Origin of the sequence: Alkaliphilus flagellatus, from assembly GCF_018919215.1 — a bacterium.
In the GTDB taxonomy this organism is placed as follows: Bacteria; Bacillota; Clostridia; order Peptostreptococcales; family Natronincolaceae; genus Alkaliphilus_B; species Alkaliphilus_B flagellatus.
The window spans coordinates 310,083-336,667 of the sequence record NZ_JAHLQK010000004.1; the positions used below are offsets into that span (position 1 = coordinate 310,083).

Genomic DNA, 26,585 nt, shown 5'->3' on the forward strand with positions numbered 1-26,585 from the left:
GCAGATATCTTTATAATATATAGTATAAAAATATATAACACTTTATAAAAGGAGAAATACATGAAAAAATTTGAAAATATTATTTATAGTTTAAAGGATGATTTAATTAAATCTATACAAGCACTCGTAAGTATCAATAGTGTAGAAGATACACCTAAGGATGGAATGCCTTTTGGAAAAGGAGTAGATGATGCACTTAAATTTACATTGTCCTTAGCCAAAGACTTAGGATTTAAAACTTTTTATGGGGACGGGTATTATGGATACATAGAAATGGGAGATGGTAAAGATTTAATAGGTATTTTAGCACATCTTGATATTGTTCCTGTTGGAAATCCTGATAGTTGGACTTATCCACCCTTTCGTGGAGAAATACATAATAACAGGCTCTATGGAAGAGGTGCAGTAGATGATAAGGGGCCTTTATTAGCCGCACTTTACGCTATGAAAGCAGTTATGCAAAGTGGTGTTAAACTAAATAAAAGAATTCGTTTAATCCTTGGAACTAATGAAGAAACTCGTTGGGAGGGAATTAAAAAATATCTAACATTGGAGGAAGTACCTTCCTGCGGTTTTACTCCAGATTCCGATTATCCTTTAATAAATGCAGAAAAAGGGCTTCTGCAGGTTAAACTATCCTCTATGGAGAAAAGTACATTTACACTAAAAGGTGGTGGAACTTTCAATAGTGTGCCAGCTAATTGTACATATGAAGGTCCTGATATTCAACAATTAACAGATAGAGCTAATTTATTAGATTTTAAGTTCGAATCTTCTAATAGCTTTTTTAAAACTATAGGGAAATCTACACATTCAGCTAAGGCTTTCCAAGGTATTAATGCAATAGGAAGAATGGCTATTTTATTACACCAAGAAAATATTACATCTTCTCTAGTAAGTTTTATGGCTAAGGAAATTGGTGAAGATTGTCATGGAGAAAGAATTTTTGGCATTTTTGAAGATGATGTATCTGGTAAAATAACAATTAATATGGGAAATGTTTCTATAGATCATAAAAAACAAGAGCTTTTTATAGACATTCGTTACCCTGTAACTAAAGATGAAAAAGAAGTAATTACTCTGCTTAAAAATAAAGCATCTAATTATGGACTCGATCTTGAAATTATAGATAGTTTGCCATCTATACATGTTCCTATAGATCATCCTTTAGTTAAAACATTAAGTGAAATTTTTAAAGAGGTTACAGGTTTAGATAGTACACCTATATCAACTGGTGGAGCAACATATGCAAGAAGTTTAAATAATTGTGTTGCATTTGGGCCTCTTTTTCCTGGAAAACGTAAGGTTGCCCATGAAGTCAATGAGTATGTAGATTTAGATGATTTAATGAAAAGCGTACTTATGTATGCTATGGCTATTGAAAGATTAGGTAATTAGACTACAAGTTAAATAACAAATAAAAGTATGCACTGCTCTTAAATTATAGGCAGTGCACATTTTTATATTAATCTTACTCTATAGTTCGAATTTTTTCAAATATCTTTATTAATTCACTATTATGTATAGATAAAATTTCTGTAATTTTATTCTCCATTTCACCAGGAGAGTTAATAAAATCAAAAATGAATAACCAAGTTGGATTATAGCTATCTTCTAATTCCTCTATTGATACTTCTATATCATTAAATGCATCGCCATCGTAATTATCATATATAGCCTCATATTCTGAGTCCTCTATATCCCCATCTACAGTTAAATATAGATGTACTTTTAATGTTTCATCTTTAACTGCATAGGCTTTGTCTAGAAGCTCCATATGTTCTTCTATTAAGTAACTCCCCAATAAATTTTCTAATATTCCTGTTTCTTTGTTTTTTTCGTAAAGCGATAATTTTACAGATTCCATCGCCTGATTCCTCCTTAAATGTATTTAATAGTTCCACACCATTCTAGATCTTTTAATCTTTCCTCTATTAGTTTTTTACTAAGAGAAACCATTTTAATATCATTACTTGAATTTATTACTTTAATCTTAGTTTCTTTACAATTTTCTTCACTAATTGGCATTAGAGTCCCATTGTTCTCTAATAAATGCTTAACATGCCTAGCCGTACCAAGATTACCGTCTACTATAGATATATTTTCACCAACTATATCCGCAATTATATCTTTAATAAATACATAGTGGGTACAGCCTAAAACTATTGTCCCTATTTCATCTAAGTTGTAGGGTAGAAAAACTTTTTTAATATACTCCTCTATTTCACTAGCATACTTACCTTTTTTTTCAATTATTTCTACTAAACCTGGACAAGGCATTTTAACAACATTCGTAGTATGTTTAAACTTTTCTATTAAATCATTAAACTTTTTTTCTCTAAGTGTTACGGGAGTCGCCATTACTACTATTTTACCATACCTATTTAATTCAATAGCAGGTTTTAAAGCAGGTTCCATCCCAATAACAGGAATATCTAAATTACTTCTTAATTCTTCGATTGCTACACTAGTAGCTGTGTTGCACGCAACTACTAAAGCTTTTATTTTAAGGTTTAACAAGTAGTCTACCACATTAAAGGATAATTCTTTTATCTCATCTTTACTTCTAACACCATAGGGAGCATTACCAGAATCTCCAAAATAAATGTATTCTTCATCTGGCAGTTGATGTACCAAATCTGCTAAAACACTAATACCACCTACTCCAGAATCGAAAACCCCTATAGGTAGATTCGCTAACCCTTCTTTCATTATACAACCACCAACCTTTTATCATATACTATAATAATATTGTATCATCATTATATTATAGCAAAAAAGATGGCTAACACCATAATTTTTAACCATCTTTTTATTAAAATATTATATACATTAGCTTGATTTTTTAATCTCTGCTAATAATATTTTTCTTTACCTTCAATATATAACTAATCTGTATGTATTTTAAACCACTCTCTGACTTTCTTAGAAACTCTTAATAATAAATAAAACGGATGATAGGTTTAATAAACTTACCATCCATTTTTACACTTTTTTCTATAATATCTTACCTTGCATACCAATTTTCACTTTATTCACCGGAATATTCTTATTAGCATTACTTAATGCAATATCTATAGCTTTTACTATACCTTGACAACAAGGAACTTCCATAAATGCAACTGTAACTGATTTTATTGAATTGCTAGCAATAATCTCTGTTAGTTTCTCAGTATAGTATTGAATATCGTCTAGTTTAGGACAGCCAACAACAACAGCCTTTCCCTTTAATAAATCTAAATGATAGTTTGGGTAAGCAAATGGAACACAGTCTGCGGTAACAAGTAAATCCGCATCTTCAAAATATGGTGCATTAGGAGAAACTAATTTTAATTGAACTGGCCATTGTCTTAGCTGTGGCTTTATACTTATCTCAATATCTCCACTATCAATCTTTCCTCTATTTTTCTCTAATACTGGCTCATCAAATTTCAGCATTCTACTACCAGGGCACCCTCCCCCCATTGAACCTTGGCTTGGCAAACTAATATTTTGTTTATTATGTTCGTCTTGGCTCTGAGATTCAATCTTGTCATGTGCAAATGCCTTTGCTTCTCTTTCTACTAATTTTAAAGCATCCATTGGACAATGTGGTAAACATTTACCTAGTCCATCACAATAGCTATCACTAATTAGCTTCGCTTTACCATCAATTACTTTTATTGCCCCTTCGGCACAATTAGATGTGCATAGGCCACATCCAACACATTTTTCCTCATTAATTTCAATAATCATACGTGATGCCATATTGTTCACTCCTTCTATTTAATCATAAGTTAATTATAATAATAACAATAATAAATGTATGTGATAATTAGCACAAAATACATTACTAATTAAGGTATTTACCACATAAAGGGCAGTAATTTGCATCATCATCAAGTTCTATATTGCAATAGGTACAGTGTTTTATATTTCTAATATTTAGAGCCATCTTCTCTAGTCTGTCTATATCTCCTTCTAATGCATTAATTTCATTAATCCAAGGTTCCAGCTCTTCCCTTGTAATATAACTAACTCTTTTTAATTTACTATATACATATTTACCTATTTGTTCATATTTATCTTGTATTTTATCCTGTTTTTTTTGTGCATTTAGACTTAACTTACTAATTTCAACAAACTCTGAGGATTTTTTGCCTAATGACTTTGCTGTTTCAGATAATGTATTTGAAAGCTTTTCTAAAAGGCTCATAGTTTTTCCTCCCCTATTTATACTATATATTACATTTTTATTCAATACTTTAAAAACTGTACCAATAATAAAACAGAAGGTACCTAATAAGTTTTTAGCGTACCTTCTGTTTTATTATCATATAATTATTAAATTACAAGGGTTCCATCCTTTTGATTTACCATAAGTAGCATTTTCCTTTGATCTCCTGTATTAGCATCAATATAGACTAAGTAATAATCTTCACCAAACTTTACTTTAAACTCATAGGTTAATACTTCTTTTCCTCCAGCTATAGGAATTATCGCTAGTCTTACGCTTTCCTCTGTAACAGCACTAGATAATCTTTCTCTAGCTGTATCTTCCGATAGTTCTGGCTTTTCAATATCTCTTTCATGGTGATTTGTTAAATATCCTTGAGCCTCAAGTCCAATAATATCTCCATTATCTAGGGAAACTTTAACTTTAACTAAATCACTATATACTAATACTCTATCTTGTTCGTAAGCAAAATTAATAATTATTTGACCTTCATATGCCATTGAATATGTTGCTTTCATATTATCATATCCAATTTTATTTAAAAACTGCTCTGCTTTTTGTATAGCTTCCTCACGACCAATATTGCTTTGGCCCTTTAATACTGGATCCATATACCATATTATTTTACCACCAATTTTACTAACGGCTGCAGTAGCCTCATACCCATTAGGTGTATTTTTATTGGCTATACTTACATAATAACCGTCTATTGGCTGATTTTGCACCTTGCCTGTTACTCTAATGTTATCCTGTCTATGTTTTTCAAAAGCATTTGATATTATATTAACGGCTTCTTCTTCGCTTATTTCATTACCTGTTAACCTTGGTTTTACATCCTTCAGGTGCTCAGAAAAAGGACCATCATATATAAGCTCAGGATATTCCTGCATCCGTTCCTCAAAATTAATTAAGTTAAAGTCCTTCATTTGATCTTCAACACGATTTAAATCTCTATTGCCTTCCCTTCTTAAATCTCCAAAGTTTACTCCACCTGCTACAACTTTTTGTTGGAGTTCTACTAGTTGCTGCGATAAATAATTAGCATAATCATGAAGCTGTACCATTGTATTTAATTCTTCATCATTTAGAGTAATACCATCTAGATTTTTATTCGCCATAGCAGTAGCGTAGTCTCCTAATTGACTTAAAAACTTCTCAGTATCACGAATAGCTCCATGGTGAAAAGGTAGCTGTGTTAATTTTTCTTGAGCCATATATGACTGCTGTACAGTATCATTTAAAAACTTTGCTATATCTTTGTGTGATGCTGATACTAATGCTTTAGATAAATTTACTTGAGCATTTTCTACATGACCTATTAACTCATAAAATTGTCTTTGAAAATGTATATCTAAATATGTATGATAATCATTTTTTTCATTATACTGATATACTCCCCAACCTAACACAGCCACTAAAGCTATTACTAACACAATAGGAAGTGCATATCTTCTCATTCTATCCCTCCTAATAATTTAATCAGAACTTTTTATTTTAATAAATAATAACCCGTGAATCTTCTTAATCATGGGCATATACATGTCTACCTATTGTTAGTGTAATCTTTCGGCTCCAAATCCATTTGCTTGTGGCTGTTCCTGGATTCCAGAAATATATAGCTCCTCCTGTAGGATCCCATCCATTTAGTGCATCTCTCGCCGCATTGTATGCTGAATCACTTGGTGTTTCATTTATAGTACCATTTTTTACTGGCTCAAATGCACAGGGCTGATAAATCACCCCTGCCATTGTATTTGGAAAGGATGGATGCCTTACTCGATTTAATATTACAGCACCAACAGCTACTTGGCCCAAATATGGTTCTCCCTTTGACTCTGCATGAATAGCCCTTGCTAACAAATGTATATCGTCACTTCTTGACACACCGCGACTAGTAGGGGTTGTGGTCTTAGTGGTTTTTGAAGACATACCTAATGCATTTCTAGTTTGAGGACCTATAACACCATCAGCAGTTAGTCCATTTGCTTTTTGAAACTTTATAACGGCATTATAAGTAGATTGTCCATAAACACCATCTATACTACCTTTTAAATATCCCCATTGTTTTAGTTTTGACTGTGCTAGTCTAACATCTTCTCCACTCGACCCCCAAGCAAGGGTTTGAGCATTACTTATATCTAAGTATAAAATACTAATAAACGATATACTTAATATAACCATTAAAAATATGGCAATGGATTTTTTCATAAGCTTTCCTCCTATTTCATTAATAGTATTATTATTTTTAACTGAAGCATATAAAATTATCCAAAAAATTGTCTTATGTTAGAGCATAAAAAAAAGCGATCCAAAGATCGCTTTTTAAAGTCCCAACAATAAATGTGCAATATTAAAATATACAATTAATGCTAATGCATCTACAATAGTGGTAATAAGTGGTCCAGCCATAATTGCTGGATCTAACTTAAGTTTTTTAGCTGCAATTGGTAATATTCCACCAATAACCTTTGCCATTACTATAGTAATTAATAAAGTAATTGAAACTGTTAGGGCAATATTTATTTGCACTTTTTCTATAGCTATAACTCTGACAAAATTTACAATTGATAAGGAAGCCCCAACAATTAAACTTACTCGCAGTTCTTTCCAAAATACTTTTAGGTAATCTTCTAGCTTTATTTCGCCTAGCGCTAATCCTCTAATAATTAATGTTGAAGATTGAGACCCTGCATTTCCTGCAGAATCCATTAACATAGGTACATAAACCATTAATAATACCGCAGTTTCAAGTATAGATTCAAACCTTTTAATAACTCCACCAGTTAATGTTGCTGAAAGCATCAATACCAATAGCCAAACAATCCTTTGTCTTGCTAATGTGAATACTCCTGCATGTAGATATTCCTCATCCGTTGGCTCCATAGCGGCCATTCTTTGAAAGTCTTCCGTAGCTTCTTGGTCAATTACATCCATAATATCATCTATTGTAATTATACCAACCAATCTATCTTCTTTATCTACTACTGGTAAGGTAATTAAATCGTATTTTTTAAATAAATTTGCAACTTCTTCTTGATCATCCATAGTATGAGTTACAATGAAATCTTCATTCATAATTTCTTCAATAAGTAGATTTTCATCCAATAGTACTAATTTTCTTAGAGAAACAATACCCTCAAGTTTCCTTTTTTTGTTTAATACATAACAGGTGTATATTGTTTCTTTATCTACACCAGTCTTTTTTATGTCTGCAAGTGCTTCTTTTACAGTCATCTCTTTTTTTAGATCAACATATTCAATAGTCATAATACTTCCTGCAGAATTATCCGGGTAGTTTAAAAATTGATTAATTAACTTTCTTTCTTCTTCTGTAGAAGATGCTAGAATTTTTTTAACTGCATTAGCCGGCATTTCTTCAAGGAAGTCTATTTTATCATCAAAATATAATTCCTCTAATATTTCATTTAACTGTGTTTCATGTATTGCCGATACAATATCTCTTCTTTGTTGAGAAGTTAAATAGGAAAATACATCTGCTGCTTTGTCCTTTTGTAATAGTCTAAAAAGTATAATAGTATTTTTCTTATCTAACTCGTCGAATATTTCTGCTATATCCACAGGCATAATTTCTGTTAATGCCTCTTTTAATAACCCAAATTTCTTCTCGTGAATAAGTTCTAATATTTTTTCATTCATCCTTACACCTCTCTCTAGAAAGATGGGGCTTTATCCTTTATGATAGAAACTTCATCTTTCTTATTCAATTTTAAATATCCTAATAGATTGTACCGACAACCCTCGGGACTAGAATCCATTTCTACCACCACCTTTCTAAGAGTATAACCTATAAAATATTTTCTAATATATAGCTTTATATACATTAGAAGTTTATTTTATCTCTTCTCATATTAACATTTAACACAATACCAAGTGCTATCATATTAGTTAACATAAATGTTCCACCATAGCTAACAAATGGTAATGGTTTTCCAGTAACTGGAGCAAGTCCTATAGTCATAGCAATATTTAGAAAAATATGAAACGCTATCATAAAGGTAACACCCGTAACTAGATAGGATCCAAAATCATCTTTTGCCTCTCGTGCAATCTTTACAAACTTGTATAGCATAATTGCATAAAGAACAATCAGAACAGTCACTCCTAAAAAGCCTAATTCTTCAGCTATAACTGAAAATATAAAGTCTGTATGCTTTTCTGGCAAAAATCCAAATTGATTAGATGTACCATTAAATAATCCCTTACCCCAAAACATCCCTGCACCTACAGCAACCCTTGATTGTAACGTGTGGTATCCTTCACCCATTGGGTCCTGCTCCGGATTTAGAAATATTAAAATACGACTTCGTTGATATGGATGTAACACACCAAACCAAGCTAAAGGAGCTGTCACAATACCAGCTACCATGGCAATAACAATATACTTATATTTTAAACCAGCAATAAAAAGCATTCCAAATACAAAGGCAGCAAAAATTAAAGTTGTGCCTAAATCTGGCTGTGCAAGAATTAATACCATTGGGAACCCAGCAAACAATAGTACCTTTAGAAGAACCATAGGTTTATGAAGCATATCCTTTTTATCATCTAAAACCTTTGCTAAGCATATTATAATTCCCAATTTTGCAAAGTCTGCAGGTTGGAAACCAAAGCTACCAATTCTAATCCAACGATCAGCCCCCCAAGACTCACTTCCTTCTCCAAATATAAATACAGCTAAAAGCATAGCATTACATATAATATATATTGGTATATACATTCGCCCAAATGTATTATAATCTATAAACATAATAGCAACAATGGCTCCTATGCCAAGCAATATTGAAATAATTTGAGTTCTTATATAACGCTCACTTCCTAAGCTATAGGTAGCACTACCAACTGCAATAACTCCTATAATACATATTAATAGTACAACTACTATTAATCCAAAATCTATTTTCTTAAATAATCTAGTATCAATTTTCAAGTAATTCCCTCCTTTTTACAGAGAATATGTAACATAATTCATTTCATCCACCACAAAAAACTCTCTAGTAATTAGAGAGTTTTTTTACTTCTTCTTACATAAATAGTTTACTTGAAATATCATTATCTTTCAACCCTAAAATTACACTGTTGCTCTGCAACGCTTCATATTACAGTTAAAATTTATGATAAATTTTTAAGTACTCCACATATTATCAATTTCTTGTTACATTACAAACCCTCTCTGTTAGAAGAATTATACTTTCTTAAACCATAAAAAAACAAAGCGAAGCATGTTTAGCTTCGCTTTGTTTTTTGTTATTAATAGATATTATTTTCCGCTTAATTGTCTTTGAGCAGTCTCAACTAATCTTTTAGTCATGTAACCGCCAACATATCCGTTTTGTCTAGATGTTAGGTTACCTTTATCAGTATTCTCATAGTTGCTTAATCCTAGTTCGCTAGCAATTTCTGTTTTCATTGAGTTTAAAGCTTGTCTAGCTTCAGGAACTACTATTTTGTTAGAACTTCTGTTGTTAGTTGTCATAATGTTATGTCTCCTCTCTAATTTACCTTTGAAATATTAGTAGCTAAGTGCTACAATCATATTATCTGTAGTCTTTCTACTTTTACACATTGTAAATTTTGCTAACAAAAGTAAAATTTAGGTTATATTTTAACAACAGATCTAATATTATTCAATTTGCCAAATTTGTAATTATATAAATTCTTTTAAGTCTTCTATATTAAAAATAATAATTTTTCTGTTACCTATTAAATCAATTATTCCCTCATTCTGTAGTAAGCTCAGTTTTCGGCTAATAGTTTCTCTAGTTACGCCTATAAAGTTTGCCATATCTTCTCTAGTTAGTGGAATTTCCATTTCAATAGAATTTTTTTTCTGCACTCCAAACTCTTCAGCTAAATCTAATAACATTTGTGCGATTCTAGCTTCAACATCCTTTGTACCTAAGCTCTGAACTAAAGTTTCTAGCTTGGAAAGTCTACCACCAATTACGTTTAATATCTTAACCGAAATTTCAGGATTTAATGCTAAAATTTTATCAAAGTCTTTTTTCTGTATCATACAAATATTAACATCCTCAATTGCCTCCGCATTAAAGCTCACTTCCTCAGCCTTTAATAAACTTAGTTCACCAAAAAAATCACCATCAGAAAGAATGTACAGTATCTGTTCCTTACCTTCTTTAGTATATTTAAAAATTTTTATTTTACCATTATTAATAATATATAGCCCATCTAAAAGACTACCTTGTAAAAAAATAACTTCTCCCTTTCTATACTTTTTTCTAATGATAACACCTGTAATCATTTCTAATTGTTTACTTTCTAAATTAGAAAAAATCGGAACTTTTTTGGCACACATTTTATGCTGACAATTCATACAGTGTACACTACATGATTTAACCTTGTCCATAATATTATCACCCAATCTATTTAAAATATCTATTTTATAATACAACACCTTTAAATTTGATTTTCAAAAGTAGTATCTTTTTTTAATATCAAAATCAATGCAACAGTTATAAGTAAAAATAAGGCAACTAGTCTAAATCCTGCGTTTACTCCAAACATATCATTAATCTGGCCAATTACTGCATTCCCTATCATATTTGTTGCAGAACTAATAGTTATAACTACTCCAATAACTGTACTTGTTCCCTTATCAAACTCCTTTAATAATAAAGCAAATGTAGTAGGATAAATGATTGAGAAAAAAAATCCAGATAATGAAATAAGGATAACTAATTGTTTTGAGGCTGTAGTACCTATAATAAATAGTAGTAAAGCTATTATTAAAAATCCAATTATACTTCTAAAATACCCTAATTTTTCTACTATAAAACCACCTATAAGCCTTCCAAAAGTAAAAACTCCAAAAAACAAAGAAAGATAGGTTGCACTTTTCAATGAACCAATATTTTTGCTACTCTGAAGATAGGTTGTTAGCCAGTTTGCAACACCCAACTCGGCAGCTACGTAAAACCCAAGTACAAATGAAAATAATAAAACTTTTTTATTACGTAATACTTCCATTAAAGGAACCCTTGCTTCAGAACGTACTCCTTCTATCCTTGGAAAAGTACTAGTTAATACAAATATTGTATAGATTACTATTATTATTAAAGTTGCACTGTAAATTTCTTGCCAAGACCATTTATAGTCTAAAGCTACACCTGCATAACGTGGTCCAATTGTAGCCCCTAATCCATAAAAGAAATGTAATAAATTCATCATCATACCCTGATTGTTTTTAAATACAACAGGTGTAAGTGTATTTGCACCTATACTTATACTTCCAAAACCATAATTTAGTATAGCTACAGAAACTATAAAAAAAATATAACTTCTTGAAACAACCATTCCCAATGTCCCCAATGTTATAAGCAAAACTCCTAGCAATAATAGCCTCTTTTGTCCTAATGAATCTGCAGTATTCCCACCAAAAAAATTCGCTATAACATATCCTAAACTAGCTACAAATAAAAAAATACCTATCTCTTTATAATCTATATGGTAAAAGTTTTGTATAGACGGTATTAATACACCTCTAATACTTTCTAAAATTCCTAACAAAATCATAGAAAAAAATGTAATCCCAATTAATATATTAGTTTGGTATTTTTTCATCTTTTATCCCCCTGTAATTTATGTGATCTATACTATATTGTATTTGATTTTTGGTAAAATAAAAAGATATTTAAATAAAAAATGCCAGACATTGTCTGACATCTTTCAACTGGATTAAAATTTAAAAAAGTTTCCTCCGCCAAAGATTAGTATTATTACTAAGAAAATAAGTAGTAGACTATTATCAAATCCGCCAAAGATTCCACCTATACCGCAACTTCCTCCACTAAATAAAATGAAAATTACAATAAGTATTAGAAATATATTATTATTTTTTCCACCAAATCCCCCGAATAATGAACTTAAAAAGTCATTTTTATTAGCTTCAGCCATATTTACATCCCTCCGTCTATTTATATTTATATTTTCATACCTATTTCATACTATGTAGAATTTAATAAAATGTGATAACATTATTTATTTAATTTTGTGATTTCTGTCATATAAAGTTTATAATAAGTAAATTATTATAGTTATAGAGTAAATTTTAAGGAGGATTATACATGAGTGCTTTTTTAGGACCTATACATCATTGGCTATTTAATAAAATTATACTATTTGAAAATCTTGAGGAAAATATTAATAAAGATATTGTTGCTCAATATGCAGATAAAGCATTAGGAATAACAGAAGAAATGAAGATAAAATATGGTGAATTTATTCCAAAGCTGCCTTTAGAAAATTTAATTGATACAGATAATATCCATGGATGGCTTCAGCATAGAATTTCTATAGCTGAAACAAGACATGCAGCAACTCTAAAAGCTTTTATAGATATTTTTGGAGAAGAAGTAATTACGACTTTAGAAAATAATTATGCAGATCAAGGAAGCGAAGTTGGTGCTATAGCTTCTCAAGAAACTGATGTATCAAATGCTCCATCATTATATAAAGCATTAAATAACTATTTACTTGAAGGAATGCCCTGTGATAATGTAAATAGTGTTATGACTTCAGAACCAGAGCTATTAGAATGGAATTCTTTCCGTTGTCTTCATAAACCTTATTGGGACACAGCAGGAGCAGATTCAGATATAATGTATAAGCTACGTTTTTCTTGGATTAAAGGTTTTATTGAAAAAGCTAATAGTGAATTTACTTATAAAAACGAACTAACATCCGAAGGATTTGTTAATAAAATTTTCAAAAAATAGTATTAACCTATTGAATTTTTTATAAAAACCATAAAAACAGACTGTCTAAATCTCAGTCTGTTTTTATGGTTTTTTTTACAATGTAATAAATTTTAAATATATTCCCATACTAATAAAGGATGAAAATCCGCAAATATTTTAATTTTAATTTAAATATTTGATAATATAATATTAGGAGGCGGTTTAGTAATGTCTACAATGAATAAATTAGAACAAGCTTTAGCTTCTGCTAAGAGTCTTCAATCAGATCTTAAAACATTTTCATTAGATACAGAAGATCAACAAGCTCAACAAATGTTTAATCAATTATCAACAAGCTTAGAAAATACAGTTCAATTGTTACAGTCTCGTGTGGATTTTGTAACAAGCGAAGAACCTCAATATTTACAACAATCTATGGGAATGCAAAAGCAACCTCAAAATAATCAAAACAATTCTAGTTTAACTAATAATGATAACAACAGTATGGAATAAAACAATAAAAATCAAAGATAAAAAAATGAAATAAAATAGCCGTCTGATGCTACTGCATCGACTTCTGTCACACTAAATTTTAAGTGCTCAAAGTACAACTATGATTCAGGTGAAGTTTTTACTCCACCTGAATCATACTTTTTTTATATCTTTCCTTGCTTCAGACTGATATATATAGTATCCTCTGTGTAATTGATTAAAAGTACCTATAGCAACCTCAATTTCCTCTTCTTTAGGTTCCAGTACAGTAATCCACTGAAGAATTTGAATATATTTATCCCACCAAAAATTTTTAAGTGCTAAAATTTTTGTTATTTGAAGAGCAATTAAAAAAATAATAACTATGGCTGTTAATGAATCTACATTTAAAACCCATATGGGTATATATAATAATAGAAATATACTAGCTATATTAGAACCACACCTTTTGTTAAATCTAGAAGCTTTCTTTATTAAGTATAGATCTACATAACCATGTTCTACAAAACAATTAATTGCCTTATGCTCTGCACCGTGATATCTAAATATCATCAATATTCTTTTATAATTTAATGCTACTATAATTAAAGCAGTTATAATAAAATAAATACTAAATTTACTACCATAGTAGTCTAAATACTTATCTATAAAAGTTAAATCCATGATTTCGTCCATTAGATAAAATCCTATTAAAAACAAAAATAAGCTTTTTATTTTTTTATCTAATACCTTCCATTGATAATACGCTACTAGAATCCCTCCCAGAATAAATTTATTTTCTAATTTTCTTAACCACTTTGGAGGCACTATCCACTCTATATCATAAATAATATCATTATTCTTCCTACTTCCCTTAATTTTAAATACATCACAAAAAAAAGTGATTCCATTAAAGTGAGAATATCCACCTATTTTCATATTTACACATCCTACTTTTCTAATATTTAAATATATACTCTATAGTATAGCCTAATTTATCATTTTAAAAAAGAGAACATATTATGTATATCTTTGATTAATATCACATCTTTACATGTTGATAGTGGGTATACTATATATAATTAAACTATATAAGGGAGGATTCATATGAAAGCAGTACAAACCTTAAGAGATGAACATCAAAATATTTTAAGAATGTTAAAGGTTGTGAAGGGTCTATGTATACATACTTTTAATACAAAAGAAGTATATTACAAAGGCTACTATGATGCTATCGATTTTATTAGAAACTATGCAGATAAATTCCATCATGGAAAAGAAGAGGAAATTTTATTTGAAAAAATGTCTTCTGAACTTGGACCAGCCATCAAGCAAGGCCCTATCTTTGGTATGCTTGCAGAACATGATTTAGGGAGGTTGTTTGTAAAAAATCTAGAAAATGCTTTAATTGAATCTGAAAAAGGAAATGATAATGCAAAGGTTGATATTATTGCAAATGCTACAGCCTACACAGATTTACTATACCGTCATATAGACAAAGAAGATAATGCAATATTTAACTTTGCCGAAAGTCAATTAAAGGCAGAGATCCACGAACAATTAAATGTGGAGTTTGAGAAAGCTAAAGAACGTTTAAATAGCGACGATACTGAAAGGAAGTATGTAGCTTTACTAGAAGAACTAGAAGCTTATGTAGACTCATTATAAAAAATTTGTCCGATAATATCCTATCGACTCATATTACACTTAGATTTTAAAATCTTCTTAAAAACTTTAAGTGTTCTAAATATCACTAACCTCCACTTTCTTAATTGGTTAATAACAAAAAAGCTAATGTATGTCTCAACATTAGCTTTTGTTTTTTTACTCTCCTGCTACAGATATATTTTTTATTTTTAATGTAGGTGAGCCTATGTAGCCAGCACCTGGCAATGTAAATGCAAGGTCATCACCAACAGCTTCAATATTTTGCAATACTTCATAAAAATTACTAGCAATTGTAATTTGATTAACTGGTCTTTCTATCTTTCCACTTTTAATGTAATATCCTTTAGCTGCTAATGAGAAATCTCCTGAAACAGGATTTGCACCAGAGTGTAGTCCCTCTAATTCTGTAATAATTAAGCCTTCATCAATTGAATTCATTAAATCTTCGTATGTATTGAGTCCTGGTTGTATATAAAAATTCGAAGGTGCTATTGTAATTGTGCCTTTATATGAGGCTTTATAGCCATGTCCAGTAGATTGAACTCCTTCTTTTTCAGCAGTCTTCAAATTGTGAAGTAGACTATGTAATATTCCCTCTTCAATTACTGACACCTTCTCACTTGCAACACCTTCACTATCAAAAGAGCGATTTGCTGCTCCATCAATCATAAATGGATCATCTATAATGGTGAGTGGCAAACTTCCGATTGCTTCCCCAAGCTTATTTTTCAATAAAGAACGGCCCTTTTGAACGTTTTCTGCTGAAAAAATGCCTACGAAAGTTTCTAATAAATCTGCAGCTGCAATATTTTCTAATAATATAGTATAGCTTTTACTCTCAACAGGCTTTGCTCCTAAGTAAGAAATAGCCCTATCTACTGCTTTTTTTGCTAGAGACTCGGCATCAAAATCTCTAAAATTTTGGCCTACCTTAAATGCCAAAGCACTTTGAATTTCTTCTTTTTCCTGAACAACAGCCGAAAAGTATGCAACAGCAATATTTGATTTTTCCTTTTTATTTAGTTTATTAGTATTATACAGCATCTTCTCATCTTCATAATCTTTATATGTACAATAGTTTACATTTACAACTCTTTTATCTAATGCATAGGCTTTCTTTTCTACTTCCTTTATAAAATCAAGCTTACGTTCTGTAGGTATCTTTGCTAGCTCTTCTGAATACAAATCAATTTTATTGTAAAGTTTTGATCCTTTAAATATGACCTCATTATCATCACTTTCAATAATTTCAGCATTTTCCTTAGCTATTTCTATTAAAATTTCCGTAGCACTCTCATCAATTTTTTCCGTGTAGGCATATCCCATATGTCCATTATAAAGTCCTCTAAAGGATATACCTCCTTCTTGTGATGTTGAATAATCATCTACTTCTCCTTTGAAAACTGTACAACTAAATTCACTGTTACTTTGATAATATACTTCCATATCAGTAAAGCCTTCATTTTTTCCATGTTCAAAGATTAGTTCCTTTAGTCTATCTATATCCATACTATTTCTCCCCCTTTCTGCCGCCGACAGTAATCTCACTTACTCTAATTGTAGGTTGCCCAACATCTGTAGGTATTGATCCACTAACAGATCCACACATACCTTGACCATAATCCAGATTGTTACCCACCATATCAATTTTATGAAGTATATTAGGACCATTTCCTATTAAAGTAGCTCCTCTTAATGGTTTGTCTATTTTACCATTTCTAACTAAATACCCCTCCATAACAGCAAAGTTAAAATCTCCAGTAGTAGGATTAACTGATCCTCCACCCATATATTTTGCATAGATACCAAACTCTGTATTGGCAATAATCTCTTCTGGAGTGGATTTACCAGCTGCTATATATGTATTTGTCATTCTAGATGTAGGAGCAAATTTATAGGATTGTCTACGTCCTGATCCCGTTACATCCATTTCCATTCTTCTGGCATTTAATTTATCTATCATATACCCTTTTAAAATACCATTCTCTATTAGCACATTCTTTTTAGTCGGTTCTCCTTCATCATCAATATTAGAAGATCCCCAAGCATTTGGAATTGTTCCGTCATCTATAGCAGTAACAATGCTAGATGCCACCTTTTCTCCAATTTTATCTGCGAATACAGAATTCTTTTTGGCCACAGAAGTTGCTTCTAACCCATGACCACAAGCTTCATGGAAAATAACTCCACCAAATTCATTATCTATTATTACTGGAAATTTACCACTTGGGCAAGGCTCTGCATCTAACATAGTAATTGCAATTCTAGATGCTTCTCTTGCATACTCTTTAACATCTATTTTATCATAGAATTCAAATCCCATGTGTGCACCTGGACCATATGAACCTGTTTGCATCTCATTATTTTTAGAAGCTATAGATTGAATTACAATTCTTGTTCTTACTCTTTGATCTTCTGCAAATTTCCCTTCAGAGTTAGCAACTAATATTCTTTGGTCCTCATCGATGGATCTTATAGTAACCTGAGAAATACGATCACTATAACTATTGGCAGCTTCATTGGCTTCCCTCATTACATTAACCTTTTTACTTTTACTAATTGTATTTGGTAAGTATTTTATTGGGTTAATGTTTTCATAATTATATTTTGTAAAATCTAACACAATATCTTGTTTAAAGCCTTGGATTGCTCCACTAGCTTTAATGGCTGTATCTATTAAAGCTTCTCTAGTATGCTGATTTGTATAAGCATATACACTATTTAATCCTTTAAAAATTCTGATTCCAATACCAAAATCCCTACCAGAAATACTACTATCCACCTTACCACCTATCATAGTGATACCTGTATTGTATTTGTCTTCTATAAATACCTCCGCAAAATCTCCCCCTGTTGATAATGCAGCCATAATTATGTCTTCGATAAGCTTTTTATCTAACATATACTCCCTCCTTTTCAGTACTTATTAAACATTATTTCTAAAAATCCTCTTAAATAGTTTAAAAATTTAAATAATTACAGCCTCCGTATTTTCTAAAGTGGCTACAGTTCTTTTCAAAATATTTATTATTTTTAATGTATCCTCCGCATACTGTCCAGTTTTGTCTTTAGTCTCAATCATACGGTATGTAAAATACTTAATATCCTTGTATAAACTATCCTTTGTTGCCTCGTGTAAAGCTTCCATGTTTTTCTTCATCAAGTGGACTAGCTTAGTTTTTTCATCTTTTCTAACATTTAATATATATTCTAAGGTTTTATATGTTATAACTCCTAATGCAATAGATGTACCTATCCCTATTATTAATGAATATTTACCCGTTCTCCTTTTCATACCTAAATCCCTTAGCCCTGAAATTGTCCCCAAAAGTCCTAGTCCCTTAAATGTCCCGCTATAGTATATAACGGTTAGTGGAATACCTAATGCGGTAGCAGTCGATATGGTCTTTTTAGTTATTTCTTTAAATTTATTATCACTTATAGTATCATCAAAAAAACAACGGTCTAGTTCATATTCTTCTTCAAAGAAAGAAAGTTGTTCCTTAGAAATATCAAAATAATCTTGAATATCTTTTAAAAGTCTTTTTTCCTCCTCTGTTTCAATATAGTTAGCCTTCATAATAATAATTAGATCCTTCATTAAAGAAAAACGGAAAATATTTTTTTCTTGATCATTTAAATGCGTATCTAAATATATTTCTTTGGATATTTCAATAAAATTTATTTCTTTTTCCATGATAAATTTCATTAACTGTATCCGCTCCATGGACGGTAATTGAATTTTATTTATGATTGTATAAAGCTTGGATATTTTTAATTGATCATAATTATCATCCGTCAAAGTCATAAGGCTTAATATTTTGCTATATATTAATTTAATATTTAGTGGCATATTCTCTAAATCTCTTATCTTTTCATTCATTGTTTTTTATCCCCTCTCTAATTACTAAGTAAACTTGTTTCAAATTTTGAAACAAATATACATTTATTCCATAGCAACTTCTTTGAGTTTAATCACCTTTTCATATATTAAATGAGCCACTCCATCTTCTTCATTAGTTTTTGTAACCCAATCTGCATGTTCTTTTATTTCTGCTTCACTATTTCCCATGGCTACACCCAAACCTGCATATTTTATCATAGTAAGATCATTAAAGTTATCTCCAACCGTCACTATTTCATCTGAAGAAATATTTAACTTTGATAATAATTTTGCAAGACCATGGGCCTTTGTAGCTCCTTTATCTAAGATTTCTATGTTGTCTTTACCAGAACTAGACACATCAATACCTTCTATATTAGCTAGTTTTGCCTTTATACTATTAATTTTTTCACTGTTTCTACTTACTACAAATATACTCGTTATTTTTCCACCATTATGAATAAAAGAGTTAAAGTTAACTTTTTTATGTGTATTAGAAAATAAAACTTCATAAATAGGACGCCAAAACGCCTTAATTTTAGATTTTTCTACCCTCGATACATAGTTACGGACCATTTTTATTCGCTCATATATACTTTTAATGTAATAATATTCCTCATCACTGGCATGGAAATATACATCTTCTTTTTCCAATATTCTAATCACCTTTTGTAAAACCGTTTGTTTCATATAAGTAGTTGAAACTATTTCTCTACTTTTATTTCTAATAACGGATCCATTATTACTAATAAGCCAACATGGAAAATCTAGTTGTTCTAAGTACTGCTTAACTGTAGCAAAGGATCTTCCAGTGCATACAACAACTTCAATGCCTTCCTTATGCAAGTCTCTCATAGCCTTTAAATTTACTTCCGATATTTCCTTCCTATAATTTAGCAATGTTCCATCCATATCGGTTGCAAAAATCCTGTATGGTTTATACATTTTCATATCCTCCTGTAATCTTCTATATATACATTATAGCTTTTTTGTGTTAAAATACCAAATAATATCATATTTTAAATAACTACCATATTAATTAAATAGTCCTTTAAGTAATAATACTATGCTTGATTTGAATAAACATAAATTTAGTAAAAATATCTGATTTGTGTTTATTTTTAGTTTTTTTGTGTAAATATTATATAGAAATCATTAAAATACAGGTATATTCATAGGATATTTTGATAACCTATGATATAATAATAACAAAATACATAATAAAATAAACTTATATGGGGAGGATTATATTATGATTTCAGAAAAATTATTAGATACTTTTAATCAACAACTAAAGTATGAATTTGAAGCTGCTAATATTTATTTAGCTATGGCAGCATATTGCAAGGCTGAGGATTTAGAAGGTTTTGCTAACTTCTTCATAGTTCAAGCTGAAGAAGAAAGATTCCATGCTATGAAATTTTTTAACTTCATCGATGAAATAGGAGAAAGAATAGTTATGTCTGGTTACGACAATCCAAACAATTCCTATGATTCATTAGAAGATGTTTTTACTGCAGCATTAAAGCATGAACAAAAAGTTACAGCACAAATCAACAATCTTATGAGTTTAGCATTAGAAGAAAAACACTATGCATCAGTTAACTTCCTAAATTGGTTTATTGATGAGCAAGTAGAAGAAGAGGCTATGTTCTCTGCACTTATTGCTAAGATAAAAAGAGTAACAAATAGTCCCGAAGGAATTTATATGCTAGATAACGAACTAGCTCAAAGAACTTTCGTTCCTCCAGCAGAATAAAAAATTTGTCTGATGCTATTATGTAGACTTTTGAAAAACATCCCTAGGGATGTTTTTTATTGCTTAGGAAAGTATAATTTTTTAGTTATTGAGAGGTTTTTAAACAAGTATAAGGTTAATAATATTTTAAGCACTTGAAATTTTAAAGCTTAAGCTTTAAAATTGAGTGCGCCATGAGTCGATGCGACAGCATCAGACGAATTTTTTTATTTAGAAAGTATTTGTTTGTTTTTGGAATTTTTAACAACCATATACTTTATTATAACTTAGGTAGTTGAAAAAGATTGATATATTGTATACAATGTTAATTAGGATGCTAAATTTAGAAAGCTGGTGGTTAAAATGCATGTGTTACCTTCTAACTTAAGTAAAACTAGAGATTTATTCTTTTTATTTTTAGCTTTATAACTGTATTATACATAATTATACATATTAATTTACTACATAGGGGGAAATATAAATTGGATGTACTCTTTAAAATCAGCATCGTATTATTGGTAGGTATTCTTGGTGGAAGATTAGCTAAACGCTTTAGTCTTCCTAATGTAACTGGATATTTAGTAGCTGGCTTATTTATTGGTCCATCTTTTTTTAAGTTAATTACAGACCAAGATGTTCAGGCTTTTTCAATTATCAATCAAATTGCATTAGCTGCTATTGCTTTTAGTATAGGTAGTGAGTTTGAATTAAAGGATATGCTAAAAGTAGGCAAAAGTATTGTTATTATTACATTAGCTGAAGCTATTGGAGCAATACTTTTAGTATTTATAGTAACATATTATATATTTGATCAATCCTTTGTATTCAGTATTGTAATAGCATCAATGTCAGCTGCTACAGCTCCTGCTGCAACAATTATGGTAATTAGGCAGTATAAAGCTGATGGCCCTTTGACTAGAACTATATTACCAGTGGTCGCAATAGATGATGCTGTTGGTATTATGGCCTTCGGTATTGCAATGTCTATGGCTAAATTATCACTTGGATCAGCAGATAGCTCATTTTTACAGATGATTGGCAATCCACTTATTGAAATTTTTGGTTCTCTTATATTAGGCTTTGTATTAGGAATCTTATTAACATATGTAGCAAACAGAGCAAATAGTCAAGAAGAGTTGTTAGCAATGATGCTAGCATCAATTTTTGCTGGAACAGGCATAGCTAATGCATTAGCTCTATCACCTCTTTTAACTTGTATGATGCTTGGAGCAACACTTGTGAATCTAATGCACAATTCAAACCGTGTATTTACAATTGCAAATGATTTCACTCCTCCAATTTACTTATTATTCTTTACATTGGCAGGAGCAAGCTTACATTTAAGTGTTCTCGCTAAGGTTGGAGCATTAGGTATAGGATACATTATAGCAAGAGCTGCTGGTAAAATGTTAGGGGCTGCCTTAGGCTCAAAGGCAGTAAAGGCAGATGATGTAATTGTTAAATATTTAGGACTTGCCCTATTGCCACAGGGTGGTGTTTCGATAGGTTTGTCTATGATTGTTAGACAGCAACTACCTCAATTTAGTGAAGCCATAACTACTGTTATTCTTTTTAGTGTATTTGTATATGAAGTTTCTGGCCCTATTCTATCGAAGATTGCAATTCAGAAAGCTGGAGAAATTAACGGAGCAGAAAGAGCCACAGATAATATATTAGAAAAAACTATAGAACAAGCCTGTTAGTATAGAAATTTTTTCTTATTATATTACTTAAAAGCACTTATTATATTAGGTGCTTTTTACATTTTTCTGATTTAAAGATATATATTAGATTATGTAGTATTGCATCTAAAGAAGAAGTTGAAAAAAATTAATATTTTGTATACAATAAAAATAGTGATTATGATACTGAAAGAAGGTGAAGAAATGCATATATTATTTTTAGTTCTTAATGAAACAGAATACCTAGATGATATTTTAGCTGCATTTGTAGAAGTTGGAGTAAAAGGCGCGACTATTTTAGATAGTCAAGGAATGGCAAGTGCTATTGCTAGCAATGTAAACAGACAAATTCCTCTGTTTGGATCATTAAAAAGTTTTTTAGATAGCTCACGACCATACAATAAAACGGTTTTTACAGTGGTCGAGAGCCAAGAACTTCTAGACAAAGCTATTAATGCTATTAACAGTGTTATTGGTGATATCTGTAAGCCAGGTATAGGCCTTATGTTTACAGTTCCTGTCGGAAACGTTTATGGCTTACCAAAGAATACTAAGTAGCATTAATCTTAAAATATGGAGGCGCATTAAAATTGAATCTGTTGTTAAAAATTGGTATCATCCTGTTAATTGGAGTATTAGGAGGTAGATTAGCTAAATACCTCCATCTCCCTTATGTTACTGGTTATTTAGTGGGCGGGTTGTTGATAGGTCCATCAATTCTTGGAATAGTTTCTGATCTAGATGTAGAAAGTTTTGGAATTGTTAACGAAGTCGCTTTAGCATCAATTGCATTTAGTATAGGTAGTGAATTTAATCTTAAAGACCTAGCAAAGGTAGGAAAAAGAATCGTTATTATTACATTAGCCGAGGCTCTCACCGCAGTTATATTGGTGTTTTTAACAAGTCATTATATATTAGGAGAGTCTTTTGCATTTAGTATTGTATTAGGAAGTATTGCAGCAGCTACAGCTCCTGCAGCAACAATAATGATAATCAGGCAATATAAGGCTGAAGGTCCTTTAACTAGAACCCTCTTACCTGTTGTAGCCATCGATGACGCTGTATGCGTTATAGCATTTGGTATTGCAATGGCCATTGCTAAATTATCCTTTGGTACAAGTGACTCTTCATTTATTCAAATGATGTTTCAACCAATTATAGAAATCATAGGATCGCTTGGTATAGGCTTTATTCTAGGAATACTGCTTACTTTCTTAGCTAACAAAGCCCAAAATCAAGAAGAACTATTAGCCTTAATTTTAGCTTCTATTGTAGCAGGTAGTGGATTAGCTTCAGTTTTTCATCTCTCTGCTTTACTTACATGTATGATGATGGGAGCAACGCTTGTTAACTTAATGCATAATTCCAAACGCGTATTTTCCCTTATTAACGACTTTACTCCTCCAATATATTTATTTTTCTTCACATTAGCAGGATCTAGCTTACATTTAAATGTTCTTACAAAAGTTGGTGCCTTAGGAATAGGTTATATTGTAGCTAGATCTCTTGGTAAAATTATTGGTGCCGGCTTATCTGCTAAAGCTACAGGATGCGATGATAATGTTGTAAAATATTTAGGTCTTGGACTTTTACCACAGGCTGGTGTAGCTATTGGTTTATCTATGATTGTACGCCAGGAATTACCTCAGATAGGCGTTGCATTAACAACAGTGGTCCTCGGTGGTGTACTATTTTATGAAGTGTTCGGACCAGTATTAGCTAAATATGCTATCCAAAAATCTGGTGAAATTAATGGTGGAAAAACTAATTAAATTTAAACCCAATACCTCTCATTCATGAGTGGTATTATTTTTTTTAGCATAATTATGTCTTTCTGTTTCTTGAATAATTATCTCATCTAAAGCTTGACTAATTTTAACTATCTCATCTGTAATTATTCCATTACTGTCATCCAACATTCTATGTAATTTATCTTTTAATATATCTAACTGGATTTTACTTTTTTCTTTAGTTTTCATTGTGTCCAAACTCCTTTAGTCTTTTATTTTTACCAATTTATCACATATTCTATAACCAAAGACCAGTTCAAATATAAGCCTATAAATGTTAACTCTAAAATGAGATTTAATAAATTTAGGTTAAAAGAGTCTGCAAATTCCTATTAATTCTATATTACCATTTATTACTCAGTTTTTTAAACATATGTTCTTTTTTGCTATTTATATGATTATAGTGTATAATTATAAGTTTTTTACCCCCTAGACTATAGGTTAAACACATAAAAAAGAACCCCCTTTTAAAAGGTTCCTTTCCTATTATGTTCTATGTATAAATATCAGAGAATTCAATATTAATTCGTTCTACGTGTCTCTTTATATTTTTATTATCTTGGCTCATCGTTCCAAAATCTTTTCTGTTATTAGAATCAGAAACTAGTTTTGCTGGCATTTCTATAATAAATTCACTGCCCTTACCATATTCACTCTTAACACTAACACTGCCACCGTGCATCTCTACAAAGGATTTTACTAGAGATAAACCAATACCACTTCCCTCATGATTTCTAGTTAAGGATTTGTCTGCTTGTCTAAAACGATCAAATATAATATCTAATTTTTCTTCTGGAATTCCCGTTCCCGTATCCTTAATAGAAATCATTATTTTCTCATTTTTATCATATACATAAACCTCTATTTTATCCCCTTTATCAGTAAATTTTAAAGCATTAGATAAAAGATTTAGCATAATTCTTTCTAACTTATCTGGATCAAAACCCATTATCTTTTCTTCTACATCAGTATCAAATATTATTTCTACTCCTATATTTCCAGTATAGTAGTTGGCCACCGATAGTACTATGTCCTCTATAACTTTTACTATATCAACATTTTCTAGGCTTAATGTAAAAAATCCCGAATCAATTTTTGTAATATCTATTAAGTTGTTTATTAATCTTAAAAGTCTAAAACAATTTTGTTTCATAGTTCCGACCAGTTTCTTTAATTTATGTGGATTTAAGATAAATTCATCCTCATATTTATCTACTAACTGCAGTGAACCTAAAATTACATTAATCGGAGTTCTGAGTTCGTGAGATATATTAGCAAAGAATTCAGTCCTTAATTTATCATATTCCATCATTTCATTCATCTTTTCTTTGTCTTCTTCAGCCTCTTTTAAAAGTCTTTCCTTTTCTTTTCGCTCTGTAATATCTGTCAAAATTGTCATTATAACCTCTTCGCCATCATATTGTATAAGGCTTAAGTTCATACTAACATCTACTACCTTGCCAGTGGTAGTTACAATTTTAATTTCCCTCTCTAATACTTTCTCCTTTGATTTTTTTATTTTATCAATTTTCTTTATTATAACATCCTTAAAGTCTTCATGAATAAAATCCTTGATAGATACTCCAATTAATTGCTTTCTATTAGATACTTCAAATAAATTAGCCCCAGCCTTATTTACAAAGATAAATCTATCACCTGTATGCACCATAATAGCATAAGGAGATAGTTGTACTAATCTTTTATATCTTTCTTTACTTTCCATTAGTTCTTTTTCGTATTGTATCCTCTTTGTAATGTCAAACACTATATTATGAATTAATTCTTGATCATTTAGTGTAAATGGATTACTGAAAACCTCAATATCCTTAATCTCTCCACTAGCGACTCTATGTTGCGTAGTAAATCTTTTTTCTATATTGCTTCTTGTCTTTTCAATTCTATCGCATATTTCTTCATATGTTGAAGTGTTAATATCATTAATACATTTAGATAAAAGTTCTTCCTTGCTATAGCCATAAAATTTACAGGCAGCATCGTTAACGCTAACAATTTTTCTAGTAGTTGCTTCAAATATTATCATAATTAAATCACCATTACTAAAATGCCAACTATCCCTTTCACATGTTCCATTTTCTTTATCATTAAGGTAACTACTTAATGATCTAGCTGTATTGCAGCTATGCACTGTGATGTCTTCACTATAATCGCTTTGTCCCCCTGTGACTAGCATTTTTAATTCCTCCCTATAAAACGACTAATTTCTTTATAATGCATATACAAGTATAAATTTATTAATATATACTTTTCATAAAACCAATTACAATAAAGGCTTCTTTGATTTGAAAGCCTTGGTAGAGACTTTTATTATATTCTATATAGATGGTATAAGTATTCGACAATAAATTATATATTCCTGTAATTATAGGAATATTTTACATATATTTATACGTGTTTTTAAAGGA

Annotated in this window: 27 protein-coding genes; 8 read left to right on the forward strand and 19 right to left on the reverse strand. The window is 30.5% G+C overall.

What is annotated here, in order from left to right:
• Positions 1–60 precede the first annotated feature (60 nt).
• A complete protein-coding gene (locus KQI88_RS11800) occupies positions 61–1,398 on the forward strand; it encodes a M20 family metallopeptidase (protein WP_216417551.1) in 1,338 nt (445 codons plus the stop codon).
• A gap of 73 nt (positions 1,399–1,471) precedes the next feature.
• Here the strand turns inward: KQI88_RS11800 and KQI88_RS11805 are convergent, their stop codons facing one another.
• The 12 genes from KQI88_RS11805 to KQI88_RS11860 form a co-directional block, all read right to left on the reverse strand.
• Positions 1,472–1,867, reverse strand: a complete 396-nt coding sequence (locus KQI88_RS11805) for a DUF6762 family protein (protein WP_216417553.1) — start codon at positions 1,865–1,867, stop codon at positions 1,472–1,474.
• Positions 1,868–1,881: 14 nt separating this feature from the next.
• Positions 1,882–2,712, reverse strand: coding sequence for a glutamate racemase (gene murI, locus KQI88_RS11810; RefSeq protein WP_216417555.1), 831 nt, complete (start codon positions 2,710–2,712; stop codon positions 1,882–1,884).
• 285 nt (positions 2,713–2,997) lie between these two features.
• Complete coding sequence (locus KQI88_RS11815) at positions 2,998–3,747, reverse strand: ATP-binding protein (RefSeq protein ID WP_216417557.1); 750 nt, start codon at positions 3,745–3,747, stop codon at positions 2,998–3,000.
• Positions 3,748–3,832: 85 nt separating this feature from the next.
• Positions 3,833–4,195: a zinc ribbon domain-containing protein gene (locus tag KQI88_RS11820; protein ID WP_216417559.1), complete on the reverse strand. Its 363-nt coding sequence runs from the start codon at positions 4,193–4,195 to the stop codon at positions 3,833–3,835.
• Positions 4,196–4,323: 128 nt separating this feature from the next.
• Positions 4,324–5,673, reverse strand: a complete 1,350-nt coding sequence (ypeB, locus tag KQI88_RS11825; protein WP_216417561.1) for a germination protein YpeB — start codon at positions 5,671–5,673, stop codon at positions 4,324–4,326.
• Between the two features lie 64 nt (positions 5,674–5,737).
• Entirely contained in the window at positions 5,738–6,424 is a 687-nt protein-coding gene (sleB, locus tag KQI88_RS11830) for a spore cortex-lytic enzyme (RefSeq protein ID WP_216417562.1), read from the reverse strand.
• A 114-nt stretch (positions 6,425–6,538) separates the two neighbouring features.
• On the reverse strand, positions 6,539–7,873 hold the full coding sequence (mgtE, locus tag KQI88_RS11835; RefSeq protein ID WP_216417564.1) for a magnesium transporter: 1,335 nt from the start codon (positions 7,871–7,873) through the stop codon (positions 6,539–6,541).
• Between the two features lie 184 nt (positions 7,874–8,057).
• Positions 8,058–9,164, reverse strand: coding sequence for a rod shape-determining protein RodA (gene rodA, locus KQI88_RS11840; protein ID WP_216417567.1), 1,107 nt, complete (start codon positions 9,162–9,164; stop codon positions 8,058–8,060).
• A 330-nt stretch (positions 9,165–9,494) separates the two neighbouring features.
• Entirely contained in the window at positions 9,495–9,710 is a 216-nt protein-coding gene (locus tag KQI88_RS11845; RefSeq protein WP_216417569.1) for an alpha/beta-type small acid-soluble spore protein, read from the reverse strand.
• Between the two features lie 171 nt (positions 9,711–9,881).
• Complete coding sequence (locus tag KQI88_RS11850) at positions 9,882–10,601, reverse strand: Crp/Fnr family transcriptional regulator (protein ID WP_216417571.1); 720 nt, start codon at positions 10,599–10,601, stop codon at positions 9,882–9,884.
• A gap of 50 nt (positions 10,602–10,651) precedes the next feature.
• Positions 10,652–11,815, reverse strand: coding sequence for an MFS transporter (locus KQI88_RS11855; RefSeq protein ID WP_216417573.1), 1,164 nt, complete (start codon positions 11,813–11,815; stop codon positions 10,652–10,654).
• 114 nt (positions 11,816–11,929) lie between these two features.
• Positions 11,930–12,148 (reverse strand): hypothetical protein, encoded by a 219-nt coding sequence (locus tag KQI88_RS11860; RefSeq protein WP_216417575.1) that lies wholly within the window; start codon positions 12,146–12,148, stop codon positions 11,930–11,932.
• Between the two features lie 170 nt (positions 12,149–12,318).
• Between KQI88_RS11860 and KQI88_RS11865 the strand changes: the two genes are divergently transcribed.
• Together KQI88_RS11865 and KQI88_RS11870 are read left to right on the forward strand one after the other, a co-directional pair.
• Positions 12,319–12,969, forward strand: a complete 651-nt coding sequence (locus tag KQI88_RS11865) for a hypothetical protein (protein WP_216417578.1) — start codon at positions 12,319–12,321, stop codon at positions 12,967–12,969.
• 189 nt (positions 12,970–13,158) lie between these two features.
• Positions 13,159–13,443 carry a DUF1657 domain-containing protein gene (locus tag KQI88_RS11870; protein WP_216417580.1) on the forward strand — a complete coding sequence of 95 codons (285 nt, stop codon included), beginning with the start codon at positions 13,159–13,161 and terminating at the stop codon, positions 13,441–13,443.
• A 132-nt stretch (positions 13,444–13,575) separates the two neighbouring features.
• On the opposite strand, the gene KQI88_RS11875 is transcribed toward KQI88_RS11870, so the two are convergent.
• Complete coding sequence (locus tag KQI88_RS11875) at positions 13,576–14,340, reverse strand: DUF1385 domain-containing protein (RefSeq protein WP_216417582.1); 765 nt, start codon at positions 14,338–14,340, stop codon at positions 13,576–13,578.
• A 168-nt stretch (positions 14,341–14,508) separates the two neighbouring features.
• Between KQI88_RS11875 and KQI88_RS11880 the strand changes: the two genes are divergently transcribed.
• Entirely contained in the window at positions 14,509–15,069 is a 561-nt protein-coding gene (locus tag KQI88_RS11880; RefSeq protein ID WP_216417584.1) for a hemerythrin domain-containing protein, read from the forward strand.
• Positions 15,070–15,225: 156 nt separating this feature from the next.
• Here the strand turns inward: KQI88_RS11880 and KQI88_RS11885 are convergent, their stop codons facing one another.
• From KQI88_RS11885 to KQI88_RS11900, 4 genes are all read right to left on the reverse strand, one after another.
• The gene (locus tag KQI88_RS11885) at positions 15,226–16,578 is read right to left on the reverse strand and encodes a TldD/PmbA family protein (protein ID WP_216417585.1); all 1,353 of its coding nucleotides are present in this window, start codon (positions 16,576–16,578) and stop codon (positions 15,226–15,228) included.
• Between the two features lies 1 nt (position 16,579).
• Entirely contained in the window at positions 16,580–17,971 is a 1,392-nt protein-coding gene (locus KQI88_RS11890; RefSeq protein WP_216417587.1) for a TldD/PmbA family protein, read from the reverse strand.
• Positions 17,972–18,037: 66 nt separating this feature from the next.
• Positions 18,038–18,952, reverse strand: coding sequence for a hypothetical protein (locus KQI88_RS11895; RefSeq protein WP_216417589.1), 915 nt, complete (start codon positions 18,950–18,952; stop codon positions 18,038–18,040).
• Positions 18,953–19,015: 63 nt separating this feature from the next.
• Entirely contained in the window at positions 19,016–19,897 is an 882-nt protein-coding gene (locus tag KQI88_RS11900; protein WP_216417591.1) for a Cof-type HAD-IIB family hydrolase, read from the reverse strand.
• A 307-nt stretch (positions 19,898–20,204) separates the two neighbouring features.
• On the opposite strand from KQI88_RS11900, the gene KQI88_RS11905 reads away from it, so the two are divergent.
• From KQI88_RS11905 to KQI88_RS11920, 4 genes are all read left to right on the forward strand, one after another.
• Positions 20,205–20,711, forward strand: coding sequence for a ferritin (locus KQI88_RS11905; protein ID WP_216417593.1), 507 nt, complete (start codon positions 20,205–20,207; stop codon positions 20,709–20,711).
• A gap of 461 nt (positions 20,712–21,172) precedes the next feature.
• Complete coding sequence (locus KQI88_RS11910) at positions 21,173–22,393, forward strand: cation:proton antiporter (protein WP_216417595.1); 1,221 nt, start codon at positions 21,173–21,175, stop codon at positions 22,391–22,393.
• 183 nt (positions 22,394–22,576) lie between these two features.
• Positions 22,577–22,930, forward strand: a complete 354-nt coding sequence (locus tag KQI88_RS11915) for a P-II family nitrogen regulator (protein WP_216417597.1) — start codon at positions 22,577–22,579, stop codon at positions 22,928–22,930.
• 32 nt (positions 22,931–22,962) lie between these two features.
• Complete coding sequence (locus KQI88_RS11920; protein WP_216417599.1) at positions 22,963–24,144, forward strand: cation:proton antiporter; 1,182 nt, start codon at positions 22,963–22,965, stop codon at positions 24,142–24,144.
• 18 nt (positions 24,145–24,162) lie between these two features.
• Here the strand turns inward: KQI88_RS11920 and KQI88_RS11925 are convergent, their stop codons facing one another.
• Together KQI88_RS11925 and KQI88_RS11930 are read right to left on the reverse strand one after the other, a co-directional pair.
• A complete protein-coding gene (locus KQI88_RS11925; RefSeq protein ID WP_216417601.1) occupies positions 24,163–24,351 on the reverse strand; it encodes a Spo0E family sporulation regulatory protein-aspartic acid phosphatase in 189 nt (62 codons plus the stop codon).
• Between the two features lie 304 nt (positions 24,352–24,655).
• On the reverse strand, positions 24,656–26,353 hold the full coding sequence (locus tag KQI88_RS11930; RefSeq protein ID WP_216417603.1) for a PAS domain-containing sensor histidine kinase: 1,698 nt from the start codon (positions 26,351–26,353) through the stop codon (positions 24,656–24,658).
• Positions 26,354–26,585 lie beyond the last annotated feature (232 nt).